Here is a 17,652-nt window from a genome sequence, read left to right on the forward strand (position 1 = left end):
CAGGCCATTGCGCAGATTGCTCAAAGACCTTCATGGCACCAATACCGGCGCAGCCGGTTGCAGATGGCCCAGGCCGTACACCTGCGCCACCGTGCTGGGCGCAACGCCGTCCGGCTGCGGCTCCACCACTGCCCAGACATTGGCCTGCAGCAACGGCGCCACGCGAAAGGATTCCTGCTGCGCCGACACCTGCACGCTGAGCACGCCCGCGGTCGAACAGGTCAGCTGCGCGCGCAGATGCTGGCGCCATACCGACCGCGCCGGCAGCGGTGTGTGCAAGACAACTGGCAGGCCGTGTTCGTGCGGCATGCCAAGCAAGCCTCGCAATGCGGGCTCGACAAAAAAGCGTAGTCCTGCCGCGCTCGCCATTGGGTTACCGGGCAGGCCCACATACAGCACGCCATCCGGCAGGCGTGCCAGCAGCACGGGCTTGCCCGGCCGCACCGCGACCTTGTGGAACAGACGTTGTGCGTTGTGCCGGGCCAGCGCATCGGGAACAAAGTCGTAGCGCCCACGCGACACCGCACCGGTGCTCAGGATCACATCCGCGCCCGCCTGGCGCGCCTGTGCCAGCGCCGCATCGAAGGCCACCGCGTCGTCGCCCACCTGGGCCTGCCACACCACGCGCGCGCCGGCCGCACGCAACTGGCTGAGCAGATAGTGGCTGGTGCCATCGCGAATCTGCCCGGGCAACAAGGGCTGCTCCGGGTCGGTCACCAGCTCGCGTCCGGTGGCGATCAGCGCCACGCGCGGCTGGCGCATCACTGGCACGCGCGCGCAGCCCAGCGCGGCCAGCACCATCGCATGCGCGCCACGCAAAAGCGTGCCGGCTTCGATCACGCGGTCGTGGACCGCCACGTCCTCGCCGCGGCGGCGGATGTGCTGCCCCGCACGCACGTCGGCACGCAGGCGGATCAGGCTGGGGCGCTCGGCATGCTGTGCCAGGATCTCGAGTTGCTCGATCGGCACCACGGCATCGGCGCCCGCCGGCAACGCGGCGCCGGTCATGATTTCCCACGCAGCACCGTCAGCGGTCGCAGGCACGTCGCCGGCAGCGACTGTCCCGGCAATCACATGGTCGCTGCCGGCGCGCGCACCGTTGCCGGCAGTGGCCAGCGCCACGCCGTCCATCGCGCTGTTGTCGAATGGCGGCAACGCATCCGGGCTCGACACGTGCTGCGCCAGGATGCGGCCTTCGGCCTCTGTACTGCTCACCCATTCGCTCGCAAGCGGTGCCACCTGCTGCTGCACAATCGCAAGGGCCTCGGCGTAGCTGATCATGAGCAGGAAGGGCCGATCGATGGATGACCTGGCTAGGATACCCGGCCGCCCGCATGCCGGGTACCGCGTGGCCATGGGACGCGCCGCGCAATGCCACGTGTGCTTGACCCTGCTCGAACGCCCCGCCCACATCCACGCCGGCACAGTTGCCTCATCCCCTCACTCGCTTCGCGCATGCAATTTGTCGATCTCGTCGGCTGGCTCGCCAGCGCCGTCCTCATTGCCACCCTCATCCGCCAGATCTACAAACAATGGCGGTCGGATCAGATCCAGGGCGTATCGCGCTGGCTCTTCATCGGGCAGATCACCGCCTCGCTGCTGTTTATTCTCTACAGCGCGCTGGTGGGCAATGCGGTGTTTATCGTGAGCAATGCATTGATTCTGGCGACCGGCATCACCGGCTATGTGTTGCAGCGGATCAAGTTGAAGCGGCTGGGTGATCGCGCTTAAGCCGTGGTGCTTTTGCTGGCCTTACGCGTCGTCGTGGGTGTTGCCTTCCTGCCTGTAGGTGCGGCTGATGCAGTGTTTGCAGATGCCTTTTTGGCTGTTGTCTTCTTGGTGGCAGACTTCCTTGCCGCTGTCTTGGTGACCGCAGTGGTCTTCGCTACGTTCTTTACTGCCTTCTTCGTCGCAGACGGCTTCTTCTCGCCCGCATTTGCCGCAGCCTCCTTCACCTTGGTGCGCTTGCGTGCAGGCCCGGCCGCAGCTGCTGGCACTGCATCGGTATCTGGCACATCCACCGTGATCCAGGTCGGCGCATGATCGCTGGCCTTCTCCAGCGCACGCACCCACCTGTCGACGCCGGCATCGCGTAGCCCCGCCGCCAACGTGCGGTTGAGCAAGAGATGATCGATGCGCAGGCCGCGGTCACGCGCGAAGTGCTGACGAAAGTAGTCCCAGAACGTGTAGACCGGCGCATCGCCGTGGATGGTCTGCAGGCTGTCGGTCCAGCCCTGCGCCAGCAACTGCGCGTACGCGGCGCGGCTCTCCGGCTGCAGCAATGCGTCCTTGCGCCAGCCCTTGGGGTCGTAGATGTGCGCATCGGTGGGCACCACATTGAAGTCGCCGATCAACGCAACCGGATGTGGCAGTGCCACCAGCGTGGCCGCATGCCGAAGCAAGCGCTGAAACCACTTCAATTTGTAGTCGAACTTCGGCCCGGGTTGCGGGTTGCCATTCGGTAGATACAGGCAACTCACGATCACCCCGTGGATGGCGGCCTCCAGATAGCGGCTCTGCGTGTCCGCCGCATCCCACGGCAGGCCGCGCCGGATCTCGACCGGCTCCGCGCCACGTGCCAGCAGTGCCACGCCGTTCCATGACCGCTGGCCCTGCCAGATCACCCCGTAGCCCGCATCGCGGATCGCCTGTTCCGGAAATGCCTCCTGCGTGGATTTCAATTCCTGCAGCCCCACGATATCCGGCTGCTCGCGTTGCAGCCATTGCAGCAGGTGCGGCAGGCGGCTGGCGATGCCATTGACGTTGTAGGTCGCAATCGTACGTTGAGTGGTGGGCATGGGCGAGCGGCCGCTGGCGTGGATCAAGAGCATCGCGTCTAACGCATTAACCCGATGCTCAAGCGAGGTGAAGCTGCGCCTGTGCACCGGTGCGCACTCACGCGCAGCGAACCCCTCGCATCCTTAGCCTTGGCAACCCCTGTATCGAAGGAGACCGCATGCGACCGTCCCTCTTGTTGCTGCCGCTGGCGTTTTGCGCCGCGTGCTCGCGCATTCCACCGCCGGTCACACCGCCGGGCGCGGAAGAAACCACCAAGACCAATATTCTCGAAGCCGGCGCCAAGGTGCTGCAATCCAATGGACCGGTGGGCAAACTCGATATCTACCTGGTGGGCTTTCATCCGATGAAGGATGCGCCGGAGCAACAGATGGAAGCGCATCACTACTGCCACCAGGTCAACCAGGATCTGGCGCAGTGTGCGCTCTACGATGGCAATACGGCCGAGGCCAATCTCACCGGCATCGAGTACATCATCTCCGAAAGCCTGTTTGCGCAACTGCCCGCGCAGGAACGTGCGTTCTGGCATCCGCACAATGGCGAGATCCTGTCCGGCCAGCTCTCTGCACCCAATCTGCCGCTGGTTGCCGAAAAGGAACTGATGCGCAGCAAGATGAACAGCTACGGCAAGACCTGGCACACCTGGCATTCGCGCAAGGGCACCGCACCGGGCGACACGCTGCCGCTGGGCGAACCGATGCTGGCGTGGTCGTTCAGCCGCGATGGCGAGATCCAGCAGCCATTGATCGAGCAGCGCGACAAGGCGGTGACCATTTCCACGGCCGAGCGCCGCGCCGATCGCAAGGACCTTACCGAGCTGGCGAAACCGCAGCACGGCGTGGATGCCCTGCACCGCCACTTCCCGGAAGCGACGCCGATCCCAGGGGTTGTGGATGCCGAGGCAACTGCGCAGTAAACACGAGTGCCCCGCTGCATCTGCAGCGGGGCAACGGCGTGCCGTGAGCTACTGACCAACTTACGGAACAAACGCCGCGCGCACGCAGCCTTCGTGCTTGTGCTTGAACATCTCATAGCCGCGTGCGGCCTCTTCCAGCGGCATCTTGTGGGTCATCAGGAAGCTCGATTTGAGCCGGCCTGTGCGGGCCAGGTCGAGCAATCTGGGCACATATGCCCATGCTGTTGCGCGGTGCGCACGGTCAGCCCCTTGTTCATGACCGCGCCGAGCGGGAATTTATCCATCAGCCCATACACGCCCAGCACGGACAGGATGCCGCCCTTGCGACAGGCCAGGATCGCCTCGCGCAACGCCTGGCCGCGGTCGGTATGCAGATGCAGCGCCTGCTTCACGCGGTCATAGGCATGCCCCATGCCGGTGCCATGCGCCTCCATGCCCACCGCATCTATGCAGGCGTCGGGCCCGCGCCCGCCGGTCATCTCGCGCAGCACATCCACCACGCTGTCGACAGCCGAATAGTCGATGACCTCCACACCCAGCACATCGCGCGCCATGGCCAGGCGCTCGGGCAGGCGATCGATCGCGATTACCCGCTCTGCCCCGAGAATGCGTGCACTCTGCTGCGCCATCAGGCCGACGCCGCCACAGCCCCAGACCGCCACCGTATCGCCCGGCTGGATGTTGCAAAAGTCCGCACCCATGAAGCCGGTCGGCCCGGCATCGGACAGGAATAAGGCGTCCTCATCGGACACCTCGTCCGGCACTTCGAAGCAGCCAACGTCAGCATGCGGCACCCGGATATAGGTGGCATGCGAACCGGCGTAGCCGCCGAAGGCGTGCGTATAGCCGTAAATACCGGCGGTGGGGTGACCCAGCAGCGGCTCCTGCATTTCCCAGTGCGGGTTGGTGTTGTCGCACAGGGAATATTCCTTGCGCTCGCAATGCCAGCAGCCGCCGCACGAAATAAACGAGGGCACTACCACGCGTTGCCCCACCCGCACGTTCTTCACTGCCGGCCCCACTTCCACCACCGTGCCCATGAACTCATGGCCGATGACATCGCCCTCGCGCATGGTGGGCAGATAGCCGTCGATGAAATGCAGGTCCGAACCGCAGGTGGTGCTCAAGCCCACCTTCAGGATGACATCGCGTGGATTGACCAGCACCGGGTCGGGCACCGTTTCCACGCGCAGGTCGTTGACGCCGTTCCAGCACAGTGCTCTCACAGCTGTTCTCCTGTTGCCTGGGAATGTTTGTCGCCACGTGCCGCGGGCGTGTGCGCCAGGGTCGGAATCTCCCCTGCCTCCAGCCATGCGCGCAGCCGCCGCAATGTCTTGCCCAGCAGCACGTAGGGCGCTGGATTCACGAGCTTGGTGAATAGCTGCGCGATCACGCCTTCGACCGCGTAATGCAGCGTGGCGGTGACCTCGCTGGCATCACGCCCACGTGCGGGCTGCACCTGCAGCAGGACATCGACTTGCAGGCCATGCTCGCCCTCGGCGATGTAGCGCACCGATTCCCCCAATCGCGCCTCGGCGCGGCGCAGCTGCACGCGCAACTGTTGCTGTAGCGGCGCGCGCAATTCCCATTCGGACGCATGGCCGTCCCCATCGACCAAGACGGCGGCGCCCTCGAGCAAGCGCTGCTGCACCGTGGCATCGGACCAGGCGTCCAGGATCTGATGCGGCTCGGCACGGATGGTCATGCTCCGCACGATGTGTGTGCCCTGCGCATCGGCGGCCACCGGGTTGGTCGGGGTCAGGCTCATGGCTTACTGCACCCCGGCATTCTTGGTGGTGGTTTGCAGGGCCTTGGCGGCGGCGAGATGGTCGGCCACGTGATGGCGCGTGGTCTTCAGGTGCTCGGCCACCTGCGGGTTTTGCGCTGCCGGGATCAGTTTCTTATCCAGTGCTTCCAGTGCGTCGGTGTGGTCCTTGACCATCGCCTTGATGTAGGCGGCCTGGAATTGGTCGCCCTCGAGCTTTTGCAGTTTGCTCAGCTCTGCCTTGCCCTTGGTCATTTGCAGCTTGGCACCCATCGCAGAGGTATCCGGCGACCACTTGGCGATCTTCTGGTTGTTCTCGGTGTGCTCCTTGATCATGCGCGTGGCGTAATCACGCACCCCGCCGGTGGCCTGCTTCTGCAGCGCTAGGTTGGCCGCGTTGATCTCGCTGGTGTTGATCGCGCTGAGCATGCCCAGTGCTTCCTGCTCATCTTCGCTGGGCGCGGCGGTGGCTGCGCTTTTAGATGCCGTGTTACTGCCGGGCTGGGTTGCGGTTTGCGCCTGCGCGCTCATCGCAAGTCCAAGCGACAATGCCAGGCTGGCCAGGAGTGGGGATGCAGTTTTCATGGCAGTTCTCCAAAGGGATGTGGTGCAAGGATGCTGGCCCGCGCGGCGTGACTCGCTCGTCGAGCGCATGTCGAAACACGGCGAAGAAAAGCTGCTGCGGCGCAACACCCCCTCACGCACTCTGGACAACGCCGCCTACCGACACCGGCGGAATAAAATCGCGTAGCACCACGCCGCTGCGCGGCAGCGTTGGAAAACGATTCAATGGGTAGCGCAGATCCTGCGGCGGTAACGTGTAATCGCTGGATGCCAGCAGGCTGAGCGCAGACATCAGCAGTGCGATGCTCGGATTCTCCCCGGGGCAGCGATGGTCGCGTTCCACACTGCCGCCGCCCTGCGCCACGAAGTCGTAGCGGCTGCCTGTCCAGTGCTCGAAGCGCGAGGGATCGAAGCGCTCGGGATCGCGCCAGAGCGCAGGATGATGATTGGTGCCATACAGATCCACCATCATCCAGTCGCCCTGCTTGAAATGCCGGTCTCGCCAGACGAACGGCATGCGCACCCGCCCGCCAATCAGCGGGAAAAAAGGATAGAAGCGGCGCACTTCCTGCACAGTGTTCTGCAACAGACCGGGCTCACCGGCGCGCAGGCGCGGGCGCAGCGGCGGATGCTCATGCAGGGCAAGCGCGCAGAAGCTGATCCAGCGCGCCACGGCCACGATCGGGCGCAACAGGTTGATCAGCTCGGTTACCGCTGTGGGCACGCTCAACAGCACGCCGTCTGCATCGCGATGCCAGGCCACTGTGGCTGCGATGCTGGCCTCTGGCGCTGTCCCGGCACGCCGCACATTGCGAACCGCACGCGCCACCCAACGCTCCACGCGGCGACGGCCACGCCATCCGCGCACCCAACGCGGCCCGAACGCCCCCGCGCCATCGATCATCGCACCCAGGTCGCGTGCAAGTGGCCTGCTCTGTTGCGCACGCAGAGGCATCCCCGCCCATCGGCACGCGGCGCGGCAGAGCACGTGTTCGGCTTCCTGCTGCAAGATGATGTGTGCGCTACGCGCCCAGGTGTCTGCCTGCCGGCTCCACTCCTCCTCGAAGCACGCCACCAGCCGCGAGGTTTCGGCAGGTGTCAGTACCGACAGGAACAGGCGCTTGCGCTGCAGGTGCGCATCGCCATCGAGCTGCTGCACGCTGCCGCGTCCCTGCAACAAGCGCAGCGTGGTCGGCGGCATCGCGCCAACGCGGGTGAAGCGGCCTGGGTGATAGAAGGTGGCGAGTGCATCCGGCCCGCGCGCGAACACCACCTGTTGCAGCGCCAGACGTGCCTGGAACGCATCGCTGCCCAGCGCCTCACAGTGTCTGGACACAAAGGCATAGCCGTCTCGCAGCAAGGCCGGGAGCACATCGCGCTGCGGTGCCTGTGCAATCCGTCCTTGGGTCTCCGCTGTCGCGTCCGCAACGTCATCGCGTAGACGCTGCGCTGCGTGCCCAACATGGTCGGTGGTCGACGAGTGCATCGTCATTGCCTGTCTGCTCTTGTTGCGGTGATGCCTGGCACGCTGAGCTCGGTGCACGCAGCAGCACGTGAATCGCACTCCACATGCGCCCCCGGCGCATGCGCAGACTTCACGCCTGCCGCTTTCGCGGCACGCACGTGAAGATGCTCGAGACTGGCTTCACCGGTTAGTGAGCAACGCGTGCCTAGCGTCTAGGACTTTCCACGGAGCTACGCCATGGCCAAGCATCGCCCTCTCGACCAGCAGGTCATTGTCATCACCGGTGCCTCCAGCGGCATCGGCCTGTGCACCGCGCTGGCCGCCGCCGAAGCAGGCGCCAGTGTCGTCCTGGTCGCGCGCAGTGCCGGTGTGCTGCAGGAAGTGGCCGACCTGCTCACCACGCAGGGCCACCAGGCAATCGCCGTGGTCGCCGACGTCACCGAACCGGCGCAGCTGCAACAGGCCGCAGACACGGCAATCGCGCGCTTCGGCCGCATCGACACCTGGGTCAACAATGCCGGCGTGGCAATCTTCGGCCTGTTGCAGGACGTGGACGATCACGACAGCCGGCGCATGTTCGATATCAATTTCTGGGGCGTGGTCTATGGCTCGCGCATCGCGCTCCCGCACCTGGCCGCAAGCGGCGGCGCATTGATCAACATCGGCAGCGAAGCCTCGGAGGCCGTGGTCCCCTGGCAAGGCATGTATTCGGCATCCAAGCATGCGGTGAAAGGGTTCACCGACAGCCTGCGCATCGAGATCGAAGGCCTGGCCAAACAGCCGGTGTCGGTGGTACTGATTCAGCCCACCGCGGTGGACACGCCTTATCCGCAGCATGCGCGCAACTACATGCAAGCAGAACCGCAACTCCCGCCGCCGCTGATCGAACCGATGCGCGTTGCCAACGCCATCCTGCATGCGGCCGAACATGGCGGCCGTGACGTCAAGGTGGGCGCGATGGCCAATGCAAATATCACCGTGACCCGGCTGATGCCGCGCGTGGCGGATGCGCTCTCCGCCATGCGGTCCAAGACCCAGCAACAGGATCGCGCTGCCGTCGATCCCGCAGGCACGTTGTACCGCGCAGGCGAAAGTGGACGCATCCACGGCGAATAAGCCTGGCGCCGGTCAGGCGAGCACCGTCGCTTGGCCGGTTTTTGCCTGCATCTCCCGCTGCAAATACAGATCGCCGCAACAGCGGCGATCTGTATCCATCATGCATCTGCGCAAAGAATGCGCGTTACACCATCGTGCTAAGCGCCAGGGTCCGCCGGCCCAAGTTGGTTGGCCGCAAGCATGTCGTCGATGCGCTTGGTCACCTGCGCGGCATCCTCCTTGCTCTGCACCGCAGCGGTAATGGCCTCTGCGCGTGCATGGAACACATTCCAGAAGTCATCGGGATGCTGCCGCCGCAGTTCGGGGAGTTCGTCGGCCAGTGTTTTCAGTTGTGCGTCGATATCAGGGGTCATGGGGGTCTCCTTTACGCGTCCACGCTACCCAGCAGCGGGTGAGCTTGGCGCCAACGTACCGGCCACGCGGTCGAGCGCGCGTCACAGGCGGAAGCGCAGGCCTAGCGAATACGTGCGCTCGGGCGATGCGACTTCGCGCGGAAACGCGCCACGTTGGCCAAAGTAATTGTCGGTGGTGGTGCCCAGCAGGTTGGTCGCCTCGGCAAACGCGGTCAGGCGCTCGCTCAGCTCATAGTTGAACGCCACATCCAGCCACTTTTCGCGCCCCTGGTTGATCTGCTCGGGCTGGTCACCGGAGCTGTTGAAGCTCACTGCATAATCGCCACGCCAGTTGTAGGCCACGCGCGCAGAGATGCGTGCATATTCGTACATCAAGATCGCGTTGTAGGCGTTCTTGGAGACATTGGTCAGCGGCTGGCTGATGCCCTCGGGCGAGTCGGCTTCGGCCGAAATATAGGTGTAGTTGAGCTGGGTTCCGAAGCCCGACAACCAGCCCGGCAAGAAGTCATAGAACTGCGTATAGCCCACCTCCACGCCCTTCAAACTGCCCTGCCCGGTATTGCGCGGGCGGCTGATCGAATAGGTGATGCCGTCGATCAGCTCATCGGCGGCGTAGTTCTGGATATAGCCGTCGATGTCCCGATGGAAGCCGGCGAGCGACAGCAGCGATCCCGGGCGGAAGTACCACTCCAGCGACAGGTCGGCATTGCGCGACTCCACCGGGCGCAGCTGCGGGTTGCCGCCATTGCCGCGCGCGGGCAGCGATTCGGTCGGCTGATACAACGCCAGCTGCGGGTTCAGATCGGCAAACTCCGGCCGCGTAATGGTGGTGCTGCCGGCCAGGCGCAGGATCAGGTTTTCGTGCAAGGTGAAATTGGCGCTGTAGTTGGGCAACACCTTGTCGATGCGGCGATCGATGCTCACCGGGCTCAGCACACCGTCCAGCGACTGGCTGCCTTCCAGGCTGGAATCCAGCCGCGTCGCGCGGGCACCGATCCGCCCATCCACCGGCACCAGCCCCAGCGAGAAACCATAGTTCAGCTGCGCATAGACCGCGTAGTTGTCTTCGCGGTCATCAAAGAACAACGCCGGATTTTCCAGCGGCGCTTCCGGGGATTGCCCCATCAGCGTCCGCAGGCGTGCGCTTTGCTGCAGCAGCACGTCCTGGTTGGCGGAGGCCCAGCGGTCGCTGGTGAACGCGCGCGCGCCGTCGAGCATGTTGCCTGGCGTCACCGATGCCAGCCCGGGCACGTCGCTCAGCAGGATCGGCGCGCCGCTGATGTTGTCGCGCGCACCGGTGTCGCCGGAATGATTGGTCGCGGTGCGCCGGCTAGCACGCGCGCCCACCTCCAGCGAGGTCAGCGGTCCGGCATCCAGGTCGAAGGTGGCATCGCCGCGCCAGGCCCATTCTTCGCCGCGCTGCCGGTTCCAGCTGTCGTAGTACTGGCGCAAAACCCAGTTGCCCGGCGCAGTGATGTCATACGGGCTGCCATCGCGTTGGGTGATCCAGGTATCGGCCGCGCCACCGCCTGATCGCATGTGCAGCAGCGGCGCACGCGTGTCCATGTCCAGCGTGAATGCACGATTCTTCGCATCGCTATAGGTGTACGCCAGCTCGGTGCTGAGCTTCACGCGCTCGCCGCTCCAGCGCCCACCCAACGCGGCCTGGTAGGTGTCCGACGCGTTCTTGTGCGCCTGCGTGCTGGACAGCGTCTGCAGATCGCGTGCCACCAGGCCATCGAGCACGTTGCTGCCGGGGCGCACGCTCACCGATTCGGTATTTTCCGCGTTCGCCAGCCCCGGGAATGGCAGCCAGTAATTCACCTGTGGCCGGTTGTCGTAACCGATGTACAAGGTGTCGACGTAGATTTCGCTGTTGTCGCTGGGCGCCCACTGAAACGAGAGATTGGCCGACTTGCGCTTGCGGTCGCCACGCGCCATCAACCCACCGGCGCTGTACGGCACGTAGAGCTGCTGCGCTGGATCCAGCGGATTCGGCTTGAGGTCATAGGTACCGTAGAGCGTGTTGGACTCCTGATACGGGCGACGCTGGTAGGCCACACTGCCCATCACGCCCATGCGCCCCATCCCGGTCTCCCAGCGCTGGCTCATGGTGAGGCTGCCATTGGGCACGGTCTTTTCCGCCTGGTCGCCGCGCAATGCGCTGACGCTGCCGGCAATCGTGCTGTCGTCGTCGAAATCGAACGGCCGCCGCAGATGCACATCCACCACACCGGCGATGCCGCCTTCCTGGAATTGCGCACCGGTGGTCTTGTACACATCCACGCTGCGCAGCAACTCCGCCGGCACATCCGCCAACTCCATGTCGCGCCCCACCGTGGTGAAGACATTGCGCCCGTCCAGCGTGGTGATGACGTTCGGCAGGCCACGCACCAGCACCTGGCCCACTTCGCCGCCGGCACGCGCCACCTGCACACCGGTCACCCGCTGCAGAGCCGCCGCAACACTGTTGTCGGGCAGCTTGCCGATGTCCTCGGCCACGATCGAATCGCTGATCTCCTTGTGCGCCTGCTTGGTGGAAATGGCGCTTTCCACGCTGCTGCGCACGCCACGCACCTGCACCGCATCCAGCGTGGAGGTTAGCTGCGCGGTGGCTGGCTGCGCAGCGGCAGTGCCGTCGGGTGCGGCCTCCTGCGCGTGCACGCCTGGGCTGAGCAGCAGCGCGATCGACAACGCCAACGGGTGGCGTATTGCGCGTCTGCAATGCACAGGCGATACGCAAAAAAGTGGGGTCATGACATTCTCCTGAAGCCGGCTGCAGGTATGGCGCACTGCACGTTCTGCGTTCGGCAATGGGCGGACGAACCAGGCGCGAGCGCGCAACTGGCGCCACACCGGTAAGCGCTGGATTACAGCCACGTACCGGCCTAAGCCGTGTGATCGGCACATGCACATCCAGCGTGATCCGCACGCGCTCTTCATGCCGGCCACTCGGATGCTGCGCAACACACAGGTGCGTCATCGGATGGAGGCTTTGCGCGACAATGGCCGCATGAGCCACGACCTCTCTCCTGCCCAAGCCCGTGCCCGCGCCTTGCACGGCGCCTTGCTGATCGATATCCGCCAACCGCACGAACGCGTCAGCGGCCAGGCCGAAGGCGCGCTTGCCATCGCACAGGCCGATCTGGAGCAGGCACCGGCGCAGCATCTGCCCGACCGCGATTGCGACATCCTGCTGATCTGCCAGAGCGGCAAACGCTCCGCGCAGACCGCCGCGCACCTGCGCGAGCAAGGCTATCCGCACGCGCTGTCGGTCCTCGGCGGCACCACTGCCTGGTCGCGCGACGGGCTGCCCTTAGTACGACCGACGTTGCCGCCAGACGAAGCGGATTTTCTGGAACGCTACTCACGGCATCTGCGCCTGCCGCAGGTGGGCATCGACGGGCAGCAGCGCCTGGCGCGCGCGCGTGTTCTGCTGATCGGTGCCGGTGGGCTCGGTTCGCCGGCCGCGTTTTATCTTGCCGCCGCCGGCGTCGGGCACCTGCGCATGGCCGATGACGATGTGGTGGATCGCAGCAATCTGCAGCGCCAGATCCTGCATACCGAAGACAGCGTCGGCGTGGCCAAGGTGGTGTCGGCCGCGCAGCGCATTGCCGCGTTGAATCCGCGGGTGCAGGTCGACGCCATCCAGACGCGTGTGACCGCCAGCAACATCGAGGCCCTGCTGCAGGACGTCGATGTGGTGGTGGATGGCGCCGACAATTTCGCGGCGCGCTATCTGCTCAACGACGCCTGCGTGAAGCTCGGCAAGCCGTTGGTGTACGGCGCGGTGCAACAGTTCGAAGGGCAGTTGAGCGTGTTCGATGCCGGACGCCACCGCGGGCAGCTGCCGTGCTACCGCTGCCTGTTTCCCGAACCGCCGCCGCCGGAGTTCGCTCCCAGTTGCGCCGAGGCCGGTGTGCTCGGTGTACTGCCCGGGGTGATCGGCCTGTTGCAGGCGACCGAGGCGATCAAGCTCTTGCTCGGTCTCGGCGACAGCCTGGCCGGGCGCCTGCTCAGCTTCGACGCATTGGCCATGCGCTTTCGCGAGATCCGCCTGCCGCCCGATCCGCAGTGCCCGGTGTGCGCACCAGGCACGGCATTTCCCGGCTATGCCGACTACGCCACCTTCTGCGGCACGCCAGCCTGACGCACTGCAACTACAGCGCGTAAGGAATCACCCGCACTACCTCGCCCGCGTCGTATTGGCGCGCCGGCTCCGGCAGCACGATCAATACGTTGCTGTCGGCAGCGCCGCGCAGCAGATGCGAGGCATCGCCACGGTGGGGCGTCGCGATCAAGCGGCCATCGGCGCCACAGTCCAGCCGGCCGCGCAGAAACTCCAGGCGTTCGTGGCGCTTGTCCCAGGGCGCCGACAAGGCCGCATGCCACACCGGCCGCGGCTCGCTGCGGCTCTGCAGGGCATCCAGCAGCGGTACGCCGTAGGCGATCAACGTCGCCAGCACTGAGACCGGATTGCCCGGCAGGCCCAACACCAGGCAGCGCCCGATCTGCCCCAACACCGCCGGCATCCCCGGGCGCATACGCACGCGCCAGAAATGGATCTGCCCCAATTCCTGGATCAGGCGAGGCAGATAGTCCTTTTCGCCAGCCGACACGCCGCCACAGGTGATCACCACATCGAAAGCCGCCGCCGCATCTTCCAGCATGGTGCGGATGCGCTGCGGATCGTCCGGCAAGGTTGGCCAGGCGGTCGGCGCATATCCCAGTGCCCGCAGCTGTGCCATCAACATGTCGCGGTTGCTGTTGTAGATCTGCCCCGGCCCCAGCGGCATGCCCGGCTCCACCAGCTCATCGCCGGTCGCCAGCACCGCAATGGTCGGGCGCGGCGCCACCGAAAGCCGTGACACGCCCAGCGCAGCGGCAAGGCCAATCCGCGCCGGGGTGAGGACCTGGCCGGGCTGGATCACCAGATCGCCCGCGCGCACGTCGCTGCCCGCCAGCCGCACCGCCGCCCCCAGTGTCGGGTGCGTGCGCAGGTGCACCAGCCCAGCCTGCTCGTCGGCGTCTTCCTTCGGCACCACGGTGTCGGCACCGGCCGGCAACGGCGCGCCGGTGGTGATGCGCAGGCATTGCCCGGCAGTCAGCGTGCCGCTCCAGGAGTCGCCGGCAAACTGCTCGCCCACCAGCTGCAGGCGCACGTCCTCACCCAGCGTATCGGCATGGCGCACGGCAAAGCCGTCCATTGAACTATTGGCGAACGGCGGCAGCGATAGCGGCGCGATCAGGTCGGCGGCGGAGATCCTGCCGTCGGCACGCGAGGTGGCGATGTTCTCGTCGGGCAGGCGGTTGTTCGTCGCCACGGCGCGGAGAATCTCCAGTGCCCGTGCGTAAGGAATGCGGGAGGGATAGTCGGTCATGGCGCGCAGGATACCAGCGCGCCGTGCCGGCTTACTTGCCCTTGACGTGCCGCATCAGGCGACGCTTGCGCGCAATCTGCCGATCGGAGAGCGGATTCTTCTTGCCCTCGTACGGGTTGGCACCCTCGCGGAAAATGAAACGCACCGGCGTGCCGACCAGCTTGAAGCGCTTACGGAAGAAGTTTTCCAGATAACGCTTGTACGACTCCGGCAGCACCTTCAGGCGCGTGCCATGCACGATGAAGGTGGGCGGATTCGCCCCACCCGGGTGCACGTAACGCAGCTTGGAGACATGCCCGCGAATGCTCGGCGGCGGATTGGTCTCGTAGGCAATTTCCAGCGCCTGGTTCACTTCGCTGGTGCTGAACTCATGCGTGGCCGATGCATGCGCACGATGGATCGCCTGAAATAGCTCACGCATGCCCGAGCCGTGCAACGCGGAGATCCGCACTGCCTCGGCCCAGTTCACAAAGCCCAGCTTGCGCGACAACAAGTCCTCGGCCTGGGCACGTTGATAGTCGCTCTGCCCATCCCACTTGTTGATCGCCACCACCAGTGCGCGGCCCGCATCGAGAATCGCACCGAGAATGGTCGCGTCCTGATCGGTCACACCCTCGGTCGCGTCCAGCATCAGCACCGCCACCTGGCATTGCTCGATCGCCTGCAGCGTCTTGAACGCGCTGAATTTTTCGACCGCCTCTTCCACCTTGCCGCGGCGACGCAGGCCGGCCGTATCGATCAGGCGGTACTGGCGCCCATCACGCTCCAGGTCCACGGCGATCGAATCGCGCGTGGTCCCGGGAACTTCCGATGCGATCATCCGCTCCTCGCCCAGCAGGCGATTGACCAGCGTCGACTTGCCCACGTTCGGGCGGCCCACGAATGCAATACGCACGCGCGCGGGGTCGTTATCGAGCAATTCGCCCGCGCCTTCTTCCGGCAAACGCGCGCCGACTTCTTCCAGCAGATCGTCGATGCCCTGCCGATGGGCGGCCGACAGCGCCACCACATCGGAGAAGCCATAGCGCGAAAACTCCGAACGCACCGATTCTTCATCGGTACCGTCGATCTTGTTGATCACCAGCACGGTCGGCCGGGCCAGCTTGCGCAGCCAGGCCAGGATTTCATCGTCCAGCGACGAAGCGCCTTCGCGGCCATCGACCACGAACAACACCAGATCGGCTTCGCCAGCCGCAGCACGTGCCTGGCGCGCAGTGGCGCCGGCCAAGCCTTCCTCGTCGCCGGCGATACCACCGGTATCGACCACGATGAAGGGCTGTTGCTCGTCGAGCCGGCAGACGCCGTAGTTGCGGTCGCGGGTGACGCCAGGCTGGTCATGGACCAGCGCGTCACGGGTGCGCGTCAGCGCATTGAAGATGGTGGACTTGCCGACATTGGGCCGTCCAACCAGGGCGACCAGGGGCAGCATCGCAAGGTCCTTATTGTGCCAACCGGAAGGCGGTGATATCGCCGTCGGTATTTTGTACCAGCAGAATGCCATCAACGACCAGCGGCTGTGCCAGCAGCGTGTCGCGTCCAGCGCGAGCGCGCGCGGCCAGAGCACCGTCGCTGAGTTTCAGCCAGTGCAGGTAGCCCTTGTAATCTCCCACCACGGCGTAATCGCCTTGAATGGCGACACCGGTCAGCGAGCGGCGTGCAAGCGCAGCCTGCGACCACATCGCCGCACCGCTGGACTTGTCCAGGCCCCACACCGAACCGGCGTTGTCGGCCACCACCACCACGCTGGACGACACGCCCGGACCGCCGGCACCGCCGTGATCGCGTGTCCACAGCGGACGGCCACTGGGGCCTTCCAGGGCGAGGGTTTCGTTCTTGAAGCTGGTTGCGTACAGGGTGGTGCCATCCAGCACCGGGGCGCCATCCACGTCGGACATGCGCTCCAGCTCGGTGCGGCCTTCCGGCACGCCGATGGCCTGTTCCCACAACGGGCGGCCATCCTGCAGCGCCAGGGCGCTCAGGGTGCCGACATCGTTGCCGACAAACACCACGCCCGGGCCGGTCACGATCGGCGCATTGCCGCGCACCGACAGGGTCGGACCTTCCTCGGCATGGAACCAGCGGCGCTCGCCGGTGGCTGCATCGAACGCACTCACGCGGCCGTCGTTGCTGCGCACCAGCACCAGGCTCTGCGCGATCGCAGGCGCGGCGATGACTTCGTTCGGCACCTTGGCCCGCCACTTCTCGGTGCCGTCGGCCTGATTCAGCGCGATCACGTCACCGGAAAGCGTGCCGATCACCACCAGGCCCTCGCCCACACCCGGACCACCGGACAGGCGCTGCTTGAACTTGCGATCGTTGCGCTCTTCTTTCTTGGGCTTGTATTCCCACACGCGCTTGCCGGTCTGCAGATCCAGCGCCTGCACGCCACCGGTGATGGCGGCCGCATACACCTTGCCATCTGCCACGGCCGGACGCTGACGCACACCGATGTGCCCCTCGCCCTTGCCCACGCCGGTGGACCACAGCTTGTCAACCTTGACCGAAGGCTCGAACTTGACCAGTTCGGCCGGTTCCTGCGCCTTCTTGGCAGCCGCGTCCTTGCCTGCGAACCAGCCCTTGACGGTGCTGCAACCCGCCAGCGACATGCCCATCAGGGCGATCAATGCAACGCGCTTGTACATATCAACCTGCTTCATCAAATCGGCTCCGCCGGATCGGGCACGGTGCCGCCCACATCCATCAGCTTGGTTTCCAGCAGGCGGCGCTGCGGCGATGCCACATCCACCGTTGCCAGAGCCTTGGTATAGAGCGCGCGTGCTTCGTCGCGCTTGCCCTGCTTCACCAGCGCATCGGCGCGGATTTCCAGGCTGGTGTGATCCTGCGCATCGGCCAGCAGCTTGATCGCCTCATCCGGCTTGCCGCTGTCGGTCAGCACGCGCGCCAGGCGCTGCTGCACGATCTGCTTGAGCTCGCCTTCGGCGGGCACATCACGCAATGTCTTGATCGCTTCGGCGGTCTTGCCGGCATCCATCTGGGCCTTGGCCAGGCGCAGCGCAGCGAGCTCGGCGTAAACGCCACCCTTGCCGTCGTCCAGCGCCACGATGTCCTTGGCTGCCTTGTCCAGGTCCTTGCCCTGGATGGACTTGACCACGGCCTCGTAGCGGGCATTGGCCTCCACCGACGCGGTCGTGTTGCGCTTCTGCCACCACTGCCACCCCAGGATCAGGGCCAGTCCCAGCAGGACTCCGCCAATCAGACCCGCGCCATTCTTTCTCAACCAGGAACGAACCCGTTCACCTTGTTCGTGTTCGTCGAGCAGATCGTCGATCGCCATG

The 17,652-nt window shown here is 65.4% G+C and carries 15 protein-coding genes and 1 pseudogene; 4 read left to right on the top strand and 12 right to left on the bottom strand.

Features of this window, described 5'->3' with window-relative positions:
* Positions 1–30: 30 nt before the first annotated feature.
* Positions 31–1,281, bottom strand: a complete 1,251-nt coding sequence (locus tag QRM89_RS17310) for a molybdopterin molybdotransferase MoeA (RefSeq protein ID WP_285448567.1) — start codon at positions 1,279–1,281, stop codon at positions 31–33.
* Between the two features lie 174 nt (positions 1,282–1,455).
* On the opposite strand from QRM89_RS17310, the gene QRM89_RS17315 reads away from it, so the two are divergent.
* Positions 1,456–1,731, top strand: a complete 276-nt coding sequence (locus QRM89_RS17315; RefSeq protein WP_014507743.1) for a hypothetical protein — start codon at positions 1,456–1,458, stop codon at positions 1,729–1,731.
* Here QRM89_RS17315 and xth read toward each other — a convergent pair.
* Positions 1,728–2,798 carry an exodeoxyribonuclease III gene (gene xth, locus QRM89_RS17320; RefSeq protein ID WP_285448568.1) on the bottom strand — a complete coding sequence of 357 codons (1,071 nt, stop codon included), beginning with the start codon at positions 2,796–2,798 and terminating at the stop codon, positions 1,728–1,730. The two genes, QRM89_RS17315 and xth, sit on opposite strands and share 4 nt — an antisense overlap.
* A 143-nt stretch (positions 2,799–2,941) precedes the next feature.
* On the opposite strand from xth, the gene QRM89_RS17325 reads away from it, so the two are divergent.
* Positions 2,942–3,712 carry an OBAP family protein gene (locus QRM89_RS17325; RefSeq protein WP_285448601.1) on the top strand — a complete coding sequence of 257 codons (771 nt, stop codon included), beginning with the start codon at positions 2,942–2,944 and terminating at the stop codon, positions 3,710–3,712.
* Positions 3,713–3,772: 60 nt separating this feature from the next.
* On the opposite strand, the pseudogene QRM89_RS17330 reads toward QRM89_RS17325, so the two are convergent.
* The 4 genes and pseudogenes from QRM89_RS17330 to QRM89_RS17345 all read right to left on the bottom strand — a co-directional run bounded on the left by QRM89_RS17330 (position 3,773) and on the right by QRM89_RS17345 (position 7,533).
* Positions 3,773–4,938 (bottom strand): annotated as a pseudogene (locus QRM89_RS17330) (zinc-dependent alcohol dehydrogenase).
* Positions 4,935–5,480: a hypothetical protein gene (locus QRM89_RS17335; protein WP_285448569.1), complete on the bottom strand. Its 546-nt coding sequence runs from the start codon at positions 5,478–5,480 to the stop codon at positions 4,935–4,937. The pseudogene QRM89_RS17330 and the gene QRM89_RS17335 overlap by 4 nt, the downstream one beginning before the upstream one ends.
* A 3-nt stretch (positions 5,481–5,483) precedes the next feature.
* Complete coding sequence (locus QRM89_RS17340; RefSeq protein ID WP_285448570.1) at positions 5,484–6,062, bottom strand: DUF4142 domain-containing protein; 579 nt, start codon at positions 6,060–6,062, stop codon at positions 5,484–5,486.
* 112 nt (positions 6,063–6,174) lie between these two features.
* Positions 6,175–7,533, bottom strand: coding sequence for a cytochrome P450 (locus tag QRM89_RS17345; RefSeq protein ID WP_285448571.1), 1,359 nt, complete (start codon positions 7,531–7,533; stop codon positions 6,175–6,177).
* A gap of 210 nt (positions 7,534–7,743) precedes the next feature.
* Here QRM89_RS17345 and QRM89_RS17350 point away from each other — a divergent pair, with 210 nt between their 5' ends.
* Positions 7,744–8,622, top strand: coding sequence for an SDR family oxidoreductase (locus QRM89_RS17350; protein WP_103700663.1), 879 nt, complete (start codon positions 7,744–7,746; stop codon positions 8,620–8,622).
* Positions 8,623–8,759: 137 nt separating this feature from the next.
* On the opposite strand, the gene QRM89_RS17355 is transcribed toward QRM89_RS17350, so the two are convergent.
* Together QRM89_RS17355 and QRM89_RS17360 are read right to left on the bottom strand one after the other, a co-directional pair.
* A complete protein-coding gene (locus QRM89_RS17355) occupies positions 8,760–8,975 on the bottom strand; it encodes a hypothetical protein (protein WP_103700664.1) in 216 nt (71 codons plus the stop codon).
* An 81-nt stretch (positions 8,976–9,056) separates the two neighbouring features.
* A complete protein-coding gene (locus QRM89_RS17360) occupies positions 9,057–11,732 on the bottom strand; it encodes a TonB-dependent receptor (protein ID WP_285448572.1) in 2,676 nt (891 codons plus the stop codon).
* A 199-nt stretch (positions 11,733–11,931) separates the two neighbouring features.
* On the opposite strand from QRM89_RS17360, the gene moeB reads away from it, so the two are divergent.
* Positions 11,932–13,125, top strand: coding sequence for a molybdopterin-synthase adenylyltransferase MoeB (gene moeB, locus QRM89_RS17365; RefSeq protein ID WP_228878920.1), 1,194 nt, complete (start codon positions 11,932–11,934; stop codon positions 13,123–13,125).
* A gap of 10 nt (positions 13,126–13,135) precedes the next feature.
* Here the strand turns inward: moeB and glp are convergent, their stop codons facing one another.
* The 4 genes from glp to QRM89_RS17385 are packed head-to-tail and all read right to left on the bottom strand — an operon-like array spanning position 13,136 to position 17,651.
* Complete coding sequence (glp, locus tag QRM89_RS17370; protein WP_285448573.1) at positions 13,136–14,356, bottom strand: gephyrin-like molybdotransferase Glp; 1,221 nt, start codon at positions 14,354–14,356, stop codon at positions 13,136–13,138.
* A 31-nt stretch (positions 14,357–14,387) separates the two neighbouring features.
* Positions 14,388–15,785, bottom strand: coding sequence for a ribosome biogenesis GTPase Der (gene der / locus QRM89_RS17375; RefSeq protein WP_011037150.1), 1,398 nt, complete (start codon positions 15,783–15,785; stop codon positions 14,388–14,390).
* A 10-nt stretch (positions 15,786–15,795) separates the two neighbouring features.
* A complete protein-coding gene (gene bamB, locus QRM89_RS17380) occupies positions 15,796–17,013 on the bottom strand; it encodes an outer membrane protein assembly factor BamB (RefSeq protein WP_014507731.1) in 1,218 nt (405 codons plus the stop codon).
* Positions 17,013–17,651 (bottom strand): tetratricopeptide repeat protein, encoded by a 639-nt coding sequence (locus tag QRM89_RS17385; RefSeq protein WP_011037148.1) that lies wholly within the window; start codon positions 17,649–17,651, stop codon positions 17,013–17,015. Before QRM89_RS17385 ends, bamB begins: the two co-directional genes overlap by 1 nt.
* Position 17,652 lies beyond the last annotated feature (1 nt).

Source organism: Xanthomonas sp. LMC-A-07, from assembly GCF_030208825.1.
GTDB classification, from domain to species: Bacteria; Pseudomonadota; Gammaproteobacteria; order Xanthomonadales; family Xanthomonadaceae; genus Xanthomonas; species Xanthomonas campestris.

Coding starts and splice junctions, on each gene's coding strand:
- glp (WP_285448573.1), bottom strand. CDS start 14,356: ATGACCGACTATCCCTCCCGCATTCCTTACGCACGGGCACTGGAGATT.
- QRM89_RS17315 (WP_014507743.1), top strand. CDS start 1,456: ATGCAATTTGTCGATCTCGTCGGCTGGCTCGCCAGCGCCGTCCTCATT.
- moeB (WP_228878920.1), top strand. CDS start 11,932: ATGCTGCGCAACACACAGGTGCGTCATCGGATGGAGGCTTTGCGCGAC.
- QRM89_RS17360 (WP_285448572.1), bottom strand. CDS start 11,732: ATGACCCCACTTTTTTGCGTATCGCCTGTGCATTGCAGACGCGCAATA.
- QRM89_RS17350 (WP_103700663.1), top strand. CDS start 7,744: ATGGCCAAGCATCGCCCTCTCGACCAGCAGGTCATTGTCATCACCGGT.
- QRM89_RS17340 (WP_285448570.1), bottom strand. CDS start 6,062: ATGAAAACTGCATCCCCACTCCTGGCCAGCCTGGCATTGTCGCTTGGA.
- der (WP_011037150.1), bottom strand. CDS start 15,785: ATGCTGCCCCTGGTCGCCCTGGTTGGACGGCCCAATGTCGGCAAGTCC.
- QRM89_RS17355 (WP_103700664.1), bottom strand. CDS start 8,975: ATGACCCCTGATATCGACGCACAACTGAAAACACTGGCCGACGAACTC.
- bamB (WP_014507731.1), bottom strand. CDS start 17,013: ATGAAGCAGGTTGATATGTACAAGCGCGTTGCATTGATCGCCCTGATG.
- QRM89_RS17335 (WP_285448569.1), bottom strand. CDS start 5,480: ATGAGCCTGACCCCGACCAACCCGGTGGCCGCCGATGCGCAGGGCACA.
- xth (WP_285448568.1), bottom strand. CDS start 2,798: ATGCCCACCACTCAACGTACGATTGCGACCTACAACGTCAATGGCATC.
- QRM89_RS17385 (WP_011037148.1), bottom strand. CDS start 17,651: ATGGCGATCGACGATCTGCTCGACGAACACGAACAAGGTGAACGGGTT.
- QRM89_RS17345 (WP_285448571.1), bottom strand. CDS start 7,533: ATGACGATGCACTCGTCGACCACCGACCATGTTGGGCACGCAGCGCAG.
- QRM89_RS17310 (WP_285448567.1), bottom strand. CDS start 1,281: ATGATCAGCTACGCCGAGGCCCTTGCGATTGTGCAGCAGCAGGTGGCA.